Here is a 16,806-nt window from a genome sequence, read left to right as displayed (position 1 = left end):
ATAGCCAACCTTAGGTCTTTTAAGGCATACTAAACGACCTCTAAGATTACAGTCTGTGTCTATGCCTGATTTATCCCAACGTCATACTTTTGGTATCGCCAGTCGTTGCCGCGTACTCCATGAGTTTTGCTCGGTGCAGCAACTTCTCGATTTATACCCCCGGGACACTCCCAGTTACATTATGGGGGAGGGAAGTAATACGATTTTTACCGAAGATTATGATGGCCAGGTGCTGGTCAATAAAATTACCGGCGTTGAAGTTTGTCATGAGCCCGGTGGGGTAAGCTTGCGGGTGGGTGCTGGCGAAAACTGGCATACGCTGGTGGCCTATACTATTGAGCAAGGCTGGGGAGGCCTGGAAAACCTTGCGCTGATCCCGGGCTCTGTTGGCGCGGCACCGATTCAGAATATTGGTGCCTATGGCCTGGAAGTGGGCGAGCGCATCAGTCAGGTTGAGGTCGTTGATGTTATCACCGGCAAGGCTTTTACTTTAAACCGGGACGAGTGTCAGTTTGGTTACCGTGACAGTCGCTTTAAGCGTGCCGAAGCAAAGCACTGGGTGGTAACCCACGTGCACTTCTGGTTGGCAGGCGATATTAAACCGGTAACCGCCTACGCTGAACTGGCAGCGCTGGAAAACCCATCGCCCGTTGATATCTTCAATAAAGTTATTGAGGTGCGACAGCAAAAGCTACCGGATCCGGTGGTACTGGGGAACGCTGGCAGCTTTTTTAAAAATCCGACGATCGCCACCAGCCAGTATGAAGCACTGAAAAAGTCTCATCCGGTTATTCCTGGCTTTATAGTGAATGAACAGCAGGTAAAAGTACCAGCCGCCTGGCTAATTGATAACGCCGGATTTAAAGGCCAGTGCATAGACGGTGCTTGTTGTTATCATCGTCAGCCGCTGGTACTGGTGAATCAACATCATGCCACAGGCAAAGCACTGCTTACATTGGCCCGGGCGATTCAGCAAAAAGTCTCACAACTATTTTCCATAACCCTGGTGCCTGAGGTGAGACTGTTGGGTAAACAAGGACGTATTGAACTATGAAACATAAATCCCGCGAGGTAAGGCAACAACTACTTGGCCTGCTGGCGGACGGCGACTTTCACTCAGGTGAAACCCTGGCTCAGACATTAAACCTATCCCGTACTGCTATTGCCGGGCATATCAACCAGCTGATTGACTGGGGACTGGACGTATTTAAGGTAAAAGGGAAGGGCTACAAATTAAACCGGCCGCTTAAGCTGCTCGATGCTAAGGCCATTACTGGCGCTTTGAGCAATAAACCTTATGCCGACATCAATGTGTTGCAGGTTATAGAATCGACCAATACCGAACTGAAAAACACCGCTCGCCTGCGGGCTAATGGTGATACGGTACTGGCTGAGATTCAGACCGCTGGTCGTGGTCGACATGGCCGTCAGTGGCTGGCACCAGTCGGCGGTAGTTTAACTTTTTCTATGTACTGGCGTTTTAATGACGGTTATCAGGGGATGGCCGGCCTGTCATTATTAGTCGGTGTGGCTATATGTCGGGCACTGCGAGACTGCGGTGTGGAAGAAGCCCGCCTGAAATGGCCAAACGATGTGTACCTGTATGGTAAAAAGCTGGCCGGGGTATTAATTGAAGTAGAAGGGCAAATCGGCGCGCCCGCCGATTGTATTATCGGCATTGGATTAAATGTTATGGTACCGGCTCACGAATACGATGTGGGCCAGCCGCATACCGATTTAAGCCAGGTTCTCGGTCCGGATGTCGATCGGAATGAGGTAGCGGCCCGTATCATTGAGCAACTCTGGACACTACTGCCTGATTTTACCCAGCGTGGTTTCGAGTCGTATATCGAAGAGTGGCAACACCTGGACTGGTTTGCCGACCGCACTGTGGTAATAAAAACAGGCGATAAACGAATCAGTGGTATAAACCGGGGCATCGACGCCAGTGGCGCACTGCTGTTGGAAACAGCTGACGGCATTACCCGGTTCCACGGAGGAGAGGTAAGTTTACGTGCAAACTAACAGCGTATTGCTGGTGGATATTGGTAACACCCGAATTAAATACCGTTTATTAAGTGATGATGGCGATAACGTCAATACGGTGGACGACCTGTCGGCATTGATTACTTATATAGAAGCAGCTCCGGTTACCCATTTATATATCGCTAATGTGGGTAAACCAGCAGTGGAAGCAGCGCTGGCGCAATTATGCCGGGAACAGCAGGTTACATTTTGTGCGGTGAAAACAGAAAGTGACGCATTTGGTATTTCCAACAGTTACCAAAATCCGCAAAAAATGGGCGTGGATCGCTGGCTGGCCATTTTAGGTGCGGCAAAATTAACCGATAAACCGTTTGCCGTGATTGATGCCGGCACAGCGGTAACGGTAGATTTTGTGGCAGATGGTCAACATTTAGGCGGATGGATAGCGCCAGGCTTTCATACAATGAAAAAAGCACTGCTCTCCAATACGACCCGGGTTTTCGAAAATGAGACCGTGCCGGAACAATTAATGACTGCCAGTGATACAGAAGAATGTGTGGCCATGGGCTGCCTGGCTGCACTGCAGGGTGTTTTTTGGTCAGCCAGGCGGCGATTAAATAGTCAATTTAAAGAAAGTGTCATAATTTTTACCGGCGGCGATAAAAAACTGCTGACAAGTGCTTGTGACGGTGGTAGTCTCTCCGCCGCGAATTTGGTGATAGACGGCCTAGCCCGCTATGCTGAAAAAGCTTCTTTTAATTGATTTTGTTCAATTAAACGACAGGGTGATAAATTAATAACCACTCAGTCAAAAAAAAGAAAATTTTTCGCAAAAGCCTATTGCACTGAGTGATTCATTACTCTAGAATTCGCACCCACTTGATGAGGAGCCGACTTAGCTCAGTTGGTAGAGCAACTGACTTGTAATCAGTAGGTCGCCAGTTCGATTCCGGCAGTCGGCACCATTCATCAATCTCTGGAGGGGTACCCAAGCGGTCAACGGGAGCAGACTGTAAATCTGCCGGCTCAGCCTTCGCAGGTTCGAATCCTGCCCCCTCCACCACTTTCTATGAGTGTGGCAAGAGAATTAGGAATGCGGGCATCGTATAATGGCTATTACCTCAGCCTTCCAAGCTGATGATGCGGGTTCGATTCCCGCTGCCCGCTCCAAGTCCCGTGCTGATATAGCTCAGTTGGTAGAGCGCACCCTTGGTAAGGGTGAGGTCGGCAGTTCAAATCTGCCTATCAGCACCATTTCTCCCCAGCTCATGTAGTAATATTTAAATTCACCTAACATTGTACTTTGCTGGGATATTAGAAAAATGGCAAAAGAAAAGTTTGAACGTTCGAAACCCCATGTAAACGTGGGTACTATCGGCCACGTTGACCACGGTAAAACCACTCTGACTGCAGCAATCACTACTGTTCTTGCAAAGACTTACGGTGGTTCTGCTCAAGCGTTTGATCAAATCGATAACGCGCCTGAAGAAAAAGCACGTGGTATCACCATCTCTACTTCACACGTAGAATATGACACTCCAACTCGTCACTACGCTCACGTAGACTGTCCTGGACACGCTGACTATGTTAAAAACATGATCACCGGTGCGGCTCAGATGGACGGCGCGATCCTGGTAGTTGCTGCAACTGACGGCCCTATGCCTCAGACTCGTGAGCACATCCTGTTAGGTCGTCAGGTAGGCGTACCTTACATCATCGTATTCATGAACAAATGTGACATGGTTGATGACGAAGAGCTGCTTGAGCTGGTTGAAATGGAAGTTCGTGAACTGTTATCAGAGTACGATTTCCCAGGTGATGACCTGCCAGTAATTCAAGGTTCAGCACTGAAAGCCCTTGAAGGCGATGCAGCGTGGGAAGCGAAAATTGTTGAGTTAGGTGAAGCCCTGGATTCATACATCCCAGAGCCAGAGCGTGACATCGATAAACCGTTCATCCTGCCAATCGAAGACGTATTCTCAATCTCAGGCCGTGGTACTGTTGTAACGGGTCGTGTTGAGCAAGGTATCGTTAAAGTAGGTGAAGAAGTAGAAATCGTTGGTATCAAAGATACAACTAAAACGACTTGTACTGGTGTTGAAATGTTCCGTAAGCTGCTTGACGAAGGTCGTGCAGGTGAGAACGTTGGTGTTCTGTTACGTGGTACTAAGCGTGACGATGTAGAGCGCGGACAAGTACTGGCTAAGCCTGGTTCAATCACGCCACATACCAAGTTTGAAGCGGAAGTATATGTACTGTCTAAAGATGAAGGTGGTCGTCACACGCCATTCTTCAAAGGTTACCGTCCACAGTTCTACTTCCGTACCACTGACGTAACCGGTGCTGTTCAACTGCCAGAAGGCGTTGAAATGGTAATGCCTGGCGACAACCTGAAGTTCGAAGTTGAACTGATTGCACCAATCGCGATGGACGAAGGTCTGCGCTTCGCAATCCGTGAAGGTGGTCGTACAGTAGGTGCTGGTGTTGTATCTAAAATCATCGATTAATATCGACGATTAACACCGTACCCAAAAAAGGTCGCTTACGCGGCCTTTTTTTATGCCCGAAGAAAGAGCATCTATTGTGAGACCATCCCGGAATTCGCGCCGCGTATATCCGAGATCTCCTTCAAAGGCTGTCTGGCCTGTAACAACTTCATCAGCAAAACACGTTTTAACTCTACGATATCAGGCAGGGAGGTCCCCGCTCTATAGCTTGCGGGATGACGTGGGGGATGTGTGGGCATTTCTGATCACATCCATTACTATTGCGGTGGTGGCAATAAAGCCAGTGCTGAGGGAGGCAAGGCAGACATATCGATCATAATGCCTTTCTTTGCGGCTTCCTGGCCAATAATAGCACCGATGTCCTGGGGGACATTTAGCACCGGATGCCATCACCGTATCCTCAACGGCACCAAAAAACTCCTGAAAGTGACCGCACGCAACCAATACCAGTAACTGAGCTGGCTCGTCATAGGGGGTTCAGAAACCGTGCTGATTATCACGCGGTAGTGACGCTACGGTGCCAGGCTCGGCAATCACCTCATCCTTACCATTGGACATGCACCTTACCTTTTCTGATACGATAAATATTTCCTCGAACAGACCAATTTAGGAAGGTAAATCCCCTGCTTTTACATGCTGGTAGAATGGCCTGTCGGTATACATTCTTGGCTAAATCCACCCAAATACGCATAATCGTCATAGGACTCTCCTCATTGATTAACGATATTCACCTTAATAATGGCACATCGATGCCGATTGTGAGGGGAGTCCATCCCATTTCCCTAAGTCTAGGCCCAGCAGATATAATTGATTGGCTCGTAAGCATTACTAGTTTTGGAGATGTTGAATTCAATAAATGTACTTTTTATCGTCTCGAAGAAAATGGTGAAGAAATTGCTACGATGTCCGAACGGGATGAACCCAATTGGGCTTACGATTACGGGGAAATTTACGTAATAAGTGGAGGAATCTATGATTCCGACCATGACGGAAAGCGGGATGCGGATAGCCAGGTTGCGAGGATGGTTAGTAATAATGGTAAACGTAACGTTGCTATAGCGGATGCTTTTTTAAGGTTATTTATCGTCAGTTGTCGGCGGGCCGTTACGTAGTTACAGCAATAACACTGGAAAACAGCGATGCTCGACACGGTAGCAAAAAAGCGGAAGCTCAAGACTATATTAAAGGGCGAGTCATTTCTCTGGCAAGTCTAGAGCAGCTAACGGGGTTGACCTTTTTACCACAGCTATCGGCCTCAGGAATAGATGGGACGGCTAGTAACTGGGATTGGAGTAATGTGGGGCGCAATATGCTGTTTACCTGCAAGCAGTAGTACTAATTTAAGCGCCATGTTTCCTGCCTGTCCTCCTGTAAAATTTATTCTTACAACTAACCTAATGAATAAAGGGGCGCGAATGCACCGCTGAGTGGCGAATTAGCCGCTCTCCCCTCTCAACATCACTCGCGTTTATCACCAGAATTCCCTGCGTGAATACATTAAAAGAAAGCATAACTAATAGTTATTTTTATTTTTTGCAAAAATACTGCAAATGTAAAGTATAATTTACGCTCAAAGGGGGTGCAAGAGCTGATTTACGCCCCAATAGGGTGCAAGAGCTGCAAGTTGTGATGAGTATTATCTTGTTAAATTACGTTGGAGCGCTTTATCGGCGACAAAAACTCCCTTGTTTATGTAATTTAATTACGAAGAGATGCTTATCGTAAAAAAGTAAAAAAATCTGACACCAACAGAATTTTCACTTGATTTTACTCAATTATTAGCGACTTTTGGCGTGTAATGGCGCTGTTGACAATTAGATATTTGCCGTTAGTCTGAAAGAGCCAAAGAGGGTTCTAATAATTCTCTTGGCATCGTAGCGTTAGTTTAATTACTAGCACGGTTAACATAAGAAGCGGAAGCATAGAGCTTCGGTCGTCAAACAGATCTCTATGTCCCGCACACCTGTAAAGTCGCTGATGAAACAGCACTTAAGGTTATCGCCTTGACCTTTCCGCTAAGGAAAGCCCTAAGACAATACGGTAGTATAAGGTCTGTCTGGGTGTGCGTCAAATACGATAGCAAACAGAGTTGATTCGTCGGCTTCTTTCTTTAAGGAGTTTTAGATGTTTCTTAAGAATACAGCTGCTGCTGTTATGTTTTCCTTATCCGTTCCCTGCGTTTCACATGCAGGGGTAATTTTCTACTCTGACCCGACGTTATTTCAAAATGACGTCGGAGCTGGTTTGGTTGTGGAGGATTTTGATAGTCAACCAGCCGGTACTTTTATTGCTAATGGTGATAGCTTTAATGGCATTACCTATAGTCTTAACGACCCGACGATTGATTTTGCCATTACCGATTCGTTTGATGCGACACCTGGGACAAATTCACTGATCACAACATGGGGGCCTTTCCTGGACTCCTTAGATGTCATTGATTTTGGTCTGGATGTTGCTACCAACGCATTTGGTTTGAGCCTGAGTCTATCTGATACCCCATTAGATGGCGAGTTGTTCATTTCACTTGCAGGACAAACATTTGGTATTGACGCTTCCAGCAAAGTCTCTGTGTTACCGGATAATGGCTTGGAGTTCTTTTTGGGGGTCATTAGCACAGATTCAGTGTTTAATACCGTTCGCCTGGGAAGTCTCGATGATGGGGACATTAACACTACCTACAGCATCGGTGGAGTGTTCACCAATATTGAATCTACGGCAGTTCCTGAGCCATCAACAACAGTATTTTTCACTGCGGCATTCTTCACGACACTTCTAATTATAAGGCGTCGACGTTCACGTCAGTATTCACTACATAATAATCTTTGAGGAAACAGGTATGAAAAAAATCAAAATCAATTATTCATTTTCCGCTATTGCCCTTTCTTTGCTTTTAGCAGGGAGTGCTTACGCTCAAACGCGTCCCTCTGTCGGGGGGAATGCCGCGGCTATTGCAGCGCTGCAAGAGCAATTAGCTCAAACACAATCGCTAATAGCCTCCCTGCAAGATACGATTGAAGAACAACAGGACGTTCTTGATGGTATTACAGGTGACTCAGAGCGGATTTGGACGACAGTAAACAGAGGCTTTTCAACGGAGTACGAAAACACAACAGATGGAACGATTGCGGTTGCTGTGCGAGTAGCTCAAAATGGCGGGAGCGAGGGGCAAGATACGCTTACTTTTCAAGTAAGAGATCCTTCAACTTCCAGTTGGGTATCTTTGTCCCACGCAAAAGTGTCTCGACGCTTTAATGAGAAGCAGGATAGCCTGGGGGGCATTGTTCCTAAAGGGTACTTCTACCGATTGATACGCGCGCATAACAGAGCCATATTAACAACTTGGGCCGAGTTAAGACCACTGTAAAACGTCGTATATTGCTATAAAGTATAAAGGACCTATCACAGGTCCTTTTTTATGTTCTGTCTGCGTTGCGCTTTCTGTAGATTTTAAGTTATTCCTGTTGGTGAAGACCGATTCAGTGGGTAAATTAAAAGTTTGGGTTTGCATTCTATCTTTACTTACAAATTACTTCAGTAACGCTGTGATTTTGTCTTCATCTTCTAAGCAAAAGCCATTATCAGCTCTCTTCTGCCAGGTGCACCAGTTCTTCACCTGAGCCTGCTATAAAGTCTATTTGTCCACTTCCCCTTTAATGGGACAGTTCTAAATTAGAGTTTTCCAGTTTTGCTCGGTAACCTGCCGGAGGCAGGTTACCCAGACTTTCAAAACAAGGCTTGTCTAACTTATTTTTTGCCTTAGATTCCATCGTCAATTTTTCCTATTAAAAAATAAAAGTGTTATCGTCTCGAAAGTACTCTCTGATATCTTTCGGTTGCTTACTATTATTCTCAGTCAAAATAGCGGAGTAAGAAGCCTCTACCTCAGTAAATTTCAGCAACTGCGCTCCTAACTGACTGTCAGTTGCACACAATTCACTCGTAGGCGTAAATACATTGTGTTTACGGCACTGAAAAGGTCTAACTTCATAAACCGAACACGAATCATTTACCAAGAACGGGCATGGCTGCCCAATTTTATTATTTCGCTTAGCGCGTTTAAACGATTTTGAAGCTTTACTTTTTATTAAGGATAACTCCAACTCAGAAACGTCCACTCTGATATTGCAGCAATAAGAGCAACCATTTTTACACGGTGTTAAATGACTAAACGATGAAGTTAGTTCGTACATAAAGTCATAAAGAGAAACAAGCTTGCCAATTGAGTTTTTCTTGCTTCTCTGTATTTTCGAAAGCAATCGCTCTTCCCGATCTATTATTTTAATAGGGATACTGTCTATTGCTTTTGCTCGATTTCTTATCGAATATGCTATATCAGGATGAACTTCCATGATGTTTCTTTTTCCCATCAGATACCGAGACCAATAAGTAATGCCACAGCGGCTACAATAGCTGAAAGTGCTCCCCACTTAAGCCAATCGGGGTATCTGGACCTATTCATTTCATCTAGCCTTTTATGGCCAGTATCAGTTATTTCTAAACCACTACTAGAATTTTGTTTCCTATTTGGTGTAAATATGACCAAACCTTCATTTTGAAGCTTTTTCAAGAAATCTGCTGCATCAGTAGTGCTTTGTGGACCTTTCTCAGACAGTGGGTTTATACCATCAGCCGCTAACTTCAAGTACTTGATTCGCTGCTTACGATCTTGCATCGTATTTCCTACCTAAAGATTGATATTATTAGAACAATTGAAACAAGCAACCAGGTAAGCTTTGTAAACGCTTCGATAATGAGCTTGGTTCTCGTTGTATGACTCATCAAGAGCTTTCCCCAACCTTCCTCAATGTGATCTTTGACTGGCCGTATTTCTCGTTCAGAAGAAACTGTTCTGTTTAGAATTAACATTAGTAAGAACAAAGCCGTATCGTTGTGTGCGGCCAGTAACTAATTAATCCGTTAAGACATCTTGTTTCCCACTTAATTTAATTAACTCAAGCAATGGTATCGTGAACAGGAATGCCCAGACTAAAATCGCCATGCTGTTTGAGCCAATTCAGGTGACAGTGACCAAAGTCTTCAATCTTCCCAACCTTCTGCGCCAGCAATAACCGCCGCGACAGTTAAGAACAGTACGTCGAAAAGAGGATAGGTGATTTTGCTAGCTTGGCGAGGTTCATCTATCGTGTGAAAATGACTAGCGAAAAGGGCAAGTGACATTATGCTGCTCCCAAAAAGAGAGCATATGATCATAACCAGATTCGATCGTCAACTAACAGCTAAAATTGATCAAATAGTGCTCGCGATCTTGCCCTGACTGTTTACCTATAAAAGTAACATTCAAAAAGTGCGAAATCACAATGCTTTCTGGAGCGTTTGTTATGTCTCCAATTTTAATTCTCCGTCATCTACTCAAAAATGATTTAAGGGTAGCCTCAATAGGCTAACTAATTCTTCATATAAACGTCATCAATCTGGGGTAGCGTCGGGCTTTATTTGCCGACGAGGTGATGCGATGAAATGGGATTCAATTAAGTCCCGGTTACTTCTGATGACAACTTTATGTGTGCTGGGTATGGGGTTAATGACCATTAACCAGCACTACTTTGGTCAGAAGTTAAGTACGCTGAATGAGCAGAATGTAGCGCTACAGCAAATGCAAGCCGACTTACTGCAATTACGGCGTCACGAAAAAGACTTTTTATTGCGCCATGACCGTCGCTACCTTGAGCAGTTTCGTGAACAATACCAACGTTTTATCTCCACTGTTAATAGTCTCGATGGTGTTATTAGCCAGTATGAATTACCAACTAACCTGGTTAGTGATATCGCGGTAAACAGTGAGCTCTATGCACGCCATTTTTACCAGTTGACGCAATTGATGGAAGTGTACGGACTCACGGCTGACACGGGTATTAACGGCGAACTTCGACAGCTTTCCATGTCGTTATATTCCAGAGTCGAAGGTTTTGCGCCAGCCTTGGTAAATCAAATCGGTCGGGCGACTTATCTGGCTGCCGATTATCAACTCACCGCAAACACGAATACGCTGGAAACACTCAGACAAACGTTGACAATCATTTTCGATGATCAGCCATTACCGGCTGACGTGGAAAGCCTGTTGATTGATTTCCGCCAGCAGGTTAACCGTCTTGCCCGAGTGAAAAAGCAAATCGGACTTAGTGAACAACAAGGATTGCGCGGTGAATTCCGCGACCTGGCACACCAGGTAGAAGATGATCTGGAAGTGTTGGATAATGCATTGCAACCGGTGCTGGCATCGCATAAAAAGCAGGCTGCAGTGTATAGCACAGCTATTGCCCTACTGACGTCAGTCGCACTAATTTTGTTACTGGTCAAAAGTTTTGCCTCATTTCATCGGTCTTTTGCTAACTTCGTACTGTTTTTTTATCGCTGTAAACGGCAATATCAACGTATAGACCCAAAGCAACTGGGATTTTCGGAGTTTCGCTCGCTGGCTGCACTGGCCAATGAAATGGTCGAAAGCCGCCGGCAAATTGAGCGGCGACTGGCTAAGTTGGAAGCGACTGAACCCAAGTCCGCAGAAGTGGCTCCATAACATTTTTAAGAGGGCAGAAATGCAATTTAATCAACTAGGTAGTAGCGATTTACAGGTATCGGAAATTTGCCTCGGCACCATGACCTTTGGCATCCAGAATACGCAGCAGGATGCCAACGACCAGTTAGATTACGCGGTCGATTGCGGCATTAACTTTATCGACACTGCCGAAATGTATCCTATTCCGCCTAACGAAGCGACCTACGCAGATACCGAGCGTTTTATCGGTAACTGGCTGGCAGCCCATCAGGATAAACGAGATAAGCTGGTGCTGATGACCAAGATTGCTGGCAGTGGCCTGGCTTACATCCGTGATGCCAGTCCTATCAGCAGTAAGACTATTGCGATGGCGCTGGATGAATCTCTGAAGCGGCTGCAAACGGGTTATGTGGATGTGTACCAGTTGCACTGGCCAAACCGTACCTCGCCACATTTTGCCAAACACTGGCCGTGGCGCACCAACCCTCAGGATACCGATGTTGAGCGCGAGCGCGAAGGTATGCGTGATATTGTTAAAGGAATTGGCGAGGCCATTGATGCCGGAAAAATACGTCATTGGGGGCTTTCGGATGACACCCCGTGGGGGATCCATACGTTTTTAAACCTGTGCCAGGAAATGGGTGTACCCAAGCCGGTCTCCATTCAGAATGAGTTTAGCCTGTTACATTTAAAAGACTGGCCTTATCTGATTGAAACCTGCGTTTTTGAAAACATTGCTTACCTGCCCTGGTCGCCACTGGCGACCGGATTACTGACTGGCAAATATTTAAATGATGAGCGTCCTAAGGGCAGTCGCTGGACCTTCGTGCAGCGTCAGGGGTTATTCAGAAATACCACCGAGGCACACGAAGCAACCGCCCGTTATCTGGAAATTGCTGAACGCGCAAACATTACCCCTGCGCAGCTGGCGCTGGCCTGGTGTAAGCAGGTCCCCGGTGTTACATCCACTATTATTGGCGCAACCAGTGTGGCGCAGCTTAAAGACAATATTGAAGCATTTGAAATAGACCTGTCAGAAGATACTAAAAAACAAATCAACCAGGTGATCAAGCGCTATCCCATGCCTTTCTAGGGCGTCTTACCCCTTCATCGATTTGTCATGTAACGTCCATAGACTGGAGGTTGGTTTACTTTCCACTTTCAGTTTATGTCGACAACATCACTTCCTTTAGGCACCCAGGCGGGCGCTGCACCTCAACCAAACCGTCATCAGTGGGTGGTATTACTGGGGCTTATATACCTGATGCTGGTTGCCGTCTCGGTCATCGGTAATGGCTTTCAGGCGATGACCGCTGGCCATGCAGAGTCGCTCTTTCAGTTTGCCGAAAATCCCGTTACCGGTTTAATTATTGGTATTCTTGCTACGGCGTTAATTCAGTCGTCCAGTACCGTCACGTCGATTATCGTGGCGATGGTCGCCGGTGGGTTACCGATAACATTGGCGGTGCCCATGATGATGGGGGCAAATGTTGGCACCAGTATTACCAATACTATCGTCAGTATGGGGCATATTAAAAATACCGATGAATACCGTAAGGCCTTTCAGGCCGCCACAATTCATGACATTTTCAATCTGATGGCGGTGATTATCTTCCTGCCGCTGGAAATCACGTTTCATCTGCTGGAGAAAATCAGTGGTGTACTCGTTAGTTGGATGCACAGCGATGAGGTGCTGGAGGTGAGCGGATTTAATCCTATTAAAGCGGTTACCTCGCCGGTAAGCCAGCAACTGGAGTCGATGCTGTCGGGCTTATCCTCGGGCTACGCCGGGGCGGTGATGATTGTGGCAGGGATATGTCTGATCATTGTTTCCATTACCTATCTGGGTAAAATTATGAAAGCACTGATGGTCGGCCGGGCCAAAACTATGCTTTACAGCAGTATTGGCCGAGGCCCGGTTTCCGGCATTGCTTCCGGCACTGCGGTAACGGTGTTGGTACAGTCTTCGTCAACCACCACGTCATTGATGGTGCCGTTGGTCGGCAGCGGCGCACTCACCGCCAGGGACATTTATCCATTTACGCTGGGAGCTAATATTGGCACCTGTATTACGGCCATTATTGCAGCGCTTGGAGTCAGTGGACTCATGGCAGAACCCGCTCTACAAATCGCGTTGGTGCATTTTGTCTATAACCTGCTGGCAGTGCTGTTGATTTTTGGATTGCCCTGGTTAAGGGAAATCCCGCCGCTCCTGTCTGGCTTGCTGGCTAACCGGGTTGCCAAACATAAGGTACTGGGCCTGGTGTATATTCTGAGTGTTTTTTTTGCGTTGCCTTTCGGCTTTTTATTACTGTCCGGATTCAAGCTACCATAAAAAAGGCCACAATCAATGTGGCCAACTTGGGAACAACTTTACACAACTGGCAGCATGCACACGCTGCCCGATTAAGTGTAGTCTTAAAAAGCGTACTTCGCAGAAAATTGCACGCGATTCATATCACCTTCAAGACCTGCATCGGTTTCACGCTTCGCGTATGCATATTCAGCGCCTACCGTCACGGTTTTGGTCATGGAGTAAATATAGTTCACGCGGGCACTGTAGGTCTTGTCAGTGTAATCACCCATGGTGACCTCAGTAACTTGCTCAGCATCGGCATCAAAAGCTGAAAACATAATGCTGGAACGGGCTTTGTCGGTCCACATATGGCGATAAGCCACACCATAACCGGTGGAGTCAATTGCGTCCAGGCTACCGGTTTCTTCGTTATATACGGCGCCCTGTGCGGCATTAAGTGCAGCGTAACGACCGAGGCCGCTACCAGTAAAGAAAGTGAAACGCAGGTCGTCGGTATCGCTTAACTTCACTTTTGAAGTAATCGATACCCCCATACCGGTGTCGGATGCATCAATACCGCCGACTTCATAGGATAACTGGCGTAAGATAGCGGCTACTTTCACGTGACCCCAGTCAGCTTTGTGCGTGTAGGCACCAATTACGTCTGGTACTGAGTTGTCATCTGTTGCCCCCACACCAACTACCGTGGTTTCCGGATTCTCAAGTGCAAAATCAAAGCCGTTTTGTGAATAACGTACCATTACCTGGCGACCAAATATAATACCATCGGTAGTACCAATAAAGTCCAGTGACTCAGGTAATGCGCCTACGTCCATAAAGGTGGTCCAGGTTTGGCCCACTAACCAGTTTTTGTATTTTAAGAAGGCGTGGCGCATACGGGGCAGATAAGAATTAGAAATCCGCTCGTTATCGTAGTCACCTTTAGTTACCATGAAATCAAATTCCAGTACACCTGTGATGCTGTCACCGTCATCTACCGGCGTGTTGGTGGTTAAACGAAAGCGTGATTGTCTGGCGTGACCGTCGAAGCGGCCGCCAATATCATCATCAGATTCGCCAACTGCAATGGTGGAAGGCACGTAAAAATCCCGGTTCAGAGGGTGGCCTTCGCCGTTAGAGTAGTCACTGTAGATGCCATCTACTTTGATGTAGCCGGTGTATTTAACGTCTGTTGAGCCAATGGTAGCAGCGTTGGCAGAAGCTACCGCAAAGCCAGCTACAGACAGTGATACTGCGCGGGTGATTGTTTTCATAGTGGTTTTCATGTTTCTCGTCCCATTTGTCCAGGAATTGGATGATTGGTAAAAAAAGTGTAAAAATACAGTTAACGAATAACAATTTGGATGAGTTTAGACCAATTGCAAATAAGCGGATGGTCTATAAGACGAAAGTCGTAACACGTGGTAAGTAAATAGAATTTTCGCTTTCGCTAAGACCAAAGTCGCATTTTTCTTTGGTCAGGAACGGCTACATTGATCTATCAACAATATCACTGCTTTTTATTAAAAAATTGGAGGCACATCAAATGACTGCCAGCAAGATATACCCGGTTCCAGAGGACATCAAAGCATCTACGCACCTGACTGAAGAGCAATACTTCGAGATGTACAAGAAGTCGGTTGAAGACCCTGAAGGGTTTTGGGGCGAACATGCCAGCACGCTGGATTGGTATACTAAGCCTACAAAAGTAAAAAATACTCACTTCGGCGCCGATGACGTCTCAATTAAATGGTTTGAAGATGGTGAGATCAACGCCAGTTATAACTGTATTGATCGCCACCTGGCCGAAAATGCCAAGAAAACTGCCATTTTCTGGGAAGGCGATTCACCTGAAGACAGTGATGAAATTAGTTTCCAGCAATTGCATTATGAAGTGTGTAAGCTGGCGAATGGCCTGAAAAAACTGGGTGTTGAAAAGGGCGACCGCGTTGCCATTTATATGCCAATGGTGCCACAAGCGGCTTACGCCATGCTGGCTTGTGCGCGCATCGGTGCGGTGCACTCAGTCATCTTCGGTGGTTTCTCTCCAAACGCCATTGCCGACCGGATTAACGACAGCAGTGCCAAGGTGGTCATTACCTGTGACGAAGGGCGTCGTGCTGGCCGCAGTGTGCCGCTTAAAGCAAACGTTGACCGGGCGCTGGCCAATGAGGCCTGTCCTTCTATCACTAACGTAATTGTGCACAGGTTAACGGGCGGCGATGTTGCGTTTAATGACAGTGTGGATGTGTGGTGGGACGCGCTGGTAGAGGACTGCTCTGCGCAGTGCGAGCCAGAAGTCATGAACGCAGAAGACCCACTGTTTATTCTGTACACGTCAGGCTCTACCGGCACACCTAAAGGTGTGGTTCACACGACCGGCGGTTACCTGTTATATACCGCAATGACGTTTAAATATGCCTTCGATTACCGCGAAGACGATATTTACTGGTGTACCGCCGATGTGGGCTGGATCACCGGCCACAGTTACATGACCTATGGACCACTGATTAACGGTGCGACGCAGGTATTCTTTGAAGGTGTACCGACTTACCCGGACGTACGTCGGATTGCTCAGGTTGTTGAAAAGTACAAAGTAAACTCTCTGTATACTGCGCCTACTGCAATTCGTGCGCTGATGGCCCATGGTAATGCGCCGGTCGAAGGCTGTGATCTGTCTTCACTGCGCCTGTTAGGTTCAGTCGGTGAGCCCATTAACCCGGAAGCCTGGGAATGGTACTACCGTGTTATTGGTGAAAGCCGTTGTCCGATTATGGATACCTGGTGGCAAACCGAAACCGGCGGTATGATGATTACGCCACTGCCTGGTGCCACACCGCTTAAACCAGGTTCTGCTTCACGCCCGATGTTCGGTATTCAACCAGCGCTGTTTGACGCTGAAGGTAAAGAACTGGACGGCGCCAGCGAAGGTAACCTGGTGATTAAAGAAAGCTGGCCAAGTCAGGCCCGTACGGTTTATGGCGACCACGAGCGTTTCATTAATACGTACTTCAGTGCCTATAAAGGCGTTTACTTTACCGGTGACGGTGCCCGTCGCGACGAAGACGGTTACTACTGGATCACGGGTCGGGTAGATGACGTACTTAACGTATCTGGCCACCGTTTAGGTACTGCAGAAATCGAAAGTGCGCTGGTTGCTCACCCTAAAGTGGCCGAAGCTGCCGTAGTGGGTTATCCGCACGACATTAAGGGGCAGGGTATCTACGTGTACATCACGCCTAATGAAGGTGTTGAGCCGGATGACGAGCTGACTAAAGAAATTCGTGCCTGGGTACGTACCGAACTTAGCCCAATTGCAACGCCGGATATGATTCAATGGTCACGTGGTCTGCCGAAAACCCGTTCAGGCAAAATCATGCGTCGTATCTTGCGTAAGATTGCAGCTAATGAGCATGAGCAGTTAGGCGACACGTCGACGTTGGCGGATCCGTCGGTTGTTGATACACTCATAGAGGAGCGTCTTAACAAGTAAACGGAGT

At 46.8% G+C, this 16,806-nt stretch carries 15 protein-coding genes, 4 tRNA genes and 1 pseudogene; 15 read left to right on the top strand and 5 right to left on the bottom strand.

Annotated elements, in window-relative coordinates:
* The first annotated feature begins 61 nt into the window (after positions 1-61).
* From murB to tuf, 8 genes are all read left to right on the top strand, one after another.
* Positions 62-1,054 (top strand): UDP-N-acetylmuramate dehydrogenase, encoded by a 993-nt coding sequence (murB, locus tag AC2T0J_RS04585; RefSeq protein WP_489808986.1) that lies wholly within the window; start codon positions 62-64, stop codon positions 1,052-1,054.
* Positions 1,051-2,025, top strand: a complete 975-nt coding sequence (gene birA / locus AC2T0J_RS04580) for a bifunctional biotin--[acetyl-CoA-carboxylase] ligase/biotin operon repressor BirA (protein ID WP_489808985.1) — start codon at positions 1,051-1,053, stop codon at positions 2,023-2,025. Before murB ends, birA begins: the two co-directional genes overlap by 4 nt.
* The gene (locus AC2T0J_RS04575; RefSeq protein ID WP_489808984.1) at positions 2,015-2,749 is read left to right on the top strand and encodes a type III pantothenate kinase; all 735 of its coding nucleotides are present in this window, start codon (positions 2,015-2,017) and stop codon (positions 2,747-2,749) included. Before birA ends, AC2T0J_RS04575 begins: the two co-directional genes overlap by 11 nt.
* A gap of 126 nt (positions 2,750-2,875) precedes the next feature.
* Positions 2,876-2,951: transfer RNA gene (locus AC2T0J_RS04570), tRNA-Thr, on the top strand.
* A 13-nt stretch (positions 2,952-2,964) separates the two neighbouring features.
* A tRNA-Tyr gene (locus AC2T0J_RS04565) sits at positions 2,965-3,049 on the top strand.
* Positions 3,050-3,081: 32 nt separating this feature from the next.
* Positions 3,082-3,156: transfer RNA gene (locus AC2T0J_RS04560), tRNA-Gly, on the top strand.
* 8 nt (positions 3,157-3,164) lie between these two features.
* A tRNA-Thr gene (locus AC2T0J_RS04555) sits at positions 3,165-3,240 on the top strand.
* Between the two features lie 68 nt (positions 3,241-3,308).
* On the top strand, positions 3,309-4,493 hold the full coding sequence (tuf, locus tag AC2T0J_RS04550; protein ID WP_489808647.1) for an elongation factor Tu: 1,185 nt from the start codon (positions 3,309-3,311) through the stop codon (positions 4,491-4,493).
* A 257-nt stretch (positions 4,494-4,750) separates the two neighbouring features.
* Here the strand turns inward: tuf and AC2T0J_RS04545 are convergent, their stop codons facing one another.
* The gene (locus AC2T0J_RS04545; RefSeq protein ID WP_489808983.1) at positions 4,751-4,873 is read right to left on the bottom strand and encodes a hypothetical protein; all 123 of its coding nucleotides are present in this window, start codon (positions 4,871-4,873) and stop codon (positions 4,751-4,753) included.
* Positions 4,874-5,206: 333 nt separating this feature from the next.
* Between AC2T0J_RS04545 and AC2T0J_RS04540 the strand changes: the two genes are divergently transcribed.
* The 3 genes from AC2T0J_RS04540 to AC2T0J_RS04530 all read left to right on the top strand — a co-directional run bounded on the left by AC2T0J_RS04540 (position 5,207) and on the right by AC2T0J_RS04530 (position 7,857).
* Positions 5,207-5,605, top strand: a complete 399-nt coding sequence (locus tag AC2T0J_RS04540) for a hypothetical protein (RefSeq protein WP_489808982.1) — start codon at positions 5,207-5,209, stop codon at positions 5,603-5,605.
* 1,012 nt (positions 5,606-6,617) lie between these two features.
* The gene (locus tag AC2T0J_RS04535) at positions 6,618-7,319 is read left to right on the top strand and encodes a PEP-CTERM sorting domain-containing protein (protein ID WP_489808981.1); all 702 of its coding nucleotides are present in this window, start codon (positions 6,618-6,620) and stop codon (positions 7,317-7,319) included.
* A 10-nt stretch (positions 7,320-7,329) separates the two neighbouring features.
* Complete coding sequence (locus tag AC2T0J_RS04530) at positions 7,330-7,857, top strand: hypothetical protein (RefSeq protein WP_489808980.1); 528 nt, start codon at positions 7,330-7,332, stop codon at positions 7,855-7,857.
* A gap of 418 nt (positions 7,858-8,275) precedes the next feature.
* Here AC2T0J_RS04530 and AC2T0J_RS04525 read toward each other — a convergent pair whose 3' ends face one another.
* The 3 genes and pseudogenes from AC2T0J_RS04525 to AC2T0J_RS04515 all read right to left on the bottom strand — a co-directional run.
* Positions 8,276-8,842, bottom strand: a complete 567-nt coding sequence (locus AC2T0J_RS04525) for a YkgJ family cysteine cluster protein (protein ID WP_489808979.1) — start codon at positions 8,840-8,842, stop codon at positions 8,276-8,278.
* 17 nt (positions 8,843-8,859) lie between these two features.
* On the bottom strand, positions 8,860-9,165 hold the full coding sequence (locus tag AC2T0J_RS04520) for a hypothetical protein (RefSeq protein WP_489808978.1): 306 nt from the start codon (positions 9,163-9,165) through the stop codon (positions 8,860-8,862).
* Between the two features lie 283 nt (positions 9,166-9,448).
* A pseudogene (locus tag AC2T0J_RS04515) lies at positions 9,449-9,671 on the bottom strand (transposase family protein); the annotation flags it as partial.
* 295 nt (positions 9,672-9,966) lie between these two features.
* Here AC2T0J_RS04515 and AC2T0J_RS04510 point away from each other — a divergent pair.
* The 3 genes from AC2T0J_RS04510 to AC2T0J_RS04500 all read left to right on the top strand — a co-directional run bounded on the left by AC2T0J_RS04510 (position 9,967) and on the right by AC2T0J_RS04500 (position 13,345).
* Positions 9,967-11,031 carry a chemotaxis protein gene (locus AC2T0J_RS04510; RefSeq protein WP_489808977.1) on the top strand — a complete coding sequence of 355 codons (1,065 nt, stop codon included), beginning with the start codon at positions 9,967-9,969 and terminating at the stop codon, positions 11,029-11,031.
* Between the two features lie 19 nt (positions 11,032-11,050).
* Positions 11,051-12,103: an aldo/keto reductase gene (locus AC2T0J_RS04505; protein WP_489808976.1), complete on the top strand. Its 1,053-nt coding sequence runs from the start codon at positions 11,051-11,053 to the stop codon at positions 12,101-12,103.
* Between the two features lie 75 nt (positions 12,104-12,178).
* Positions 12,179-13,345, top strand: a complete 1,167-nt coding sequence (locus tag AC2T0J_RS04500; protein WP_489808975.1) for a Na/Pi symporter — start codon at positions 12,179-12,181, stop codon at positions 13,343-13,345.
* Between the two features lie 83 nt (positions 13,346-13,428).
* Here AC2T0J_RS04500 and AC2T0J_RS04495 read toward each other — a convergent pair whose 3' ends face one another.
* Positions 13,429-14,592 (bottom strand): DcaP family trimeric outer membrane transporter, encoded by a 1,164-nt coding sequence (locus AC2T0J_RS04495; protein ID WP_489808974.1) that lies wholly within the window; start codon positions 14,590-14,592, stop codon positions 13,429-13,431.
* Between the two features lie 260 nt (positions 14,593-14,852).
* Between AC2T0J_RS04495 and acs the strand changes: the two genes are divergently transcribed.
* Positions 14,853-16,799 carry an acetate--CoA ligase gene (gene acs, locus AC2T0J_RS04490; RefSeq protein ID WP_489808973.1) on the top strand — a complete coding sequence of 649 codons (1,947 nt, stop codon included), beginning with the start codon at positions 14,853-14,855 and terminating at the stop codon, positions 16,797-16,799.
* The last annotated feature ends 7 nt before the right edge of the window (positions 16,800-16,806 follow it).

This window comes from Alteromonas sp. ISO5 (assembly GCF_058105165.1).
The sequence above is the reverse complement of the archived record's forward strand: the minus strand, read 5'-3'. Positions and strand labels throughout refer to the sequence as shown.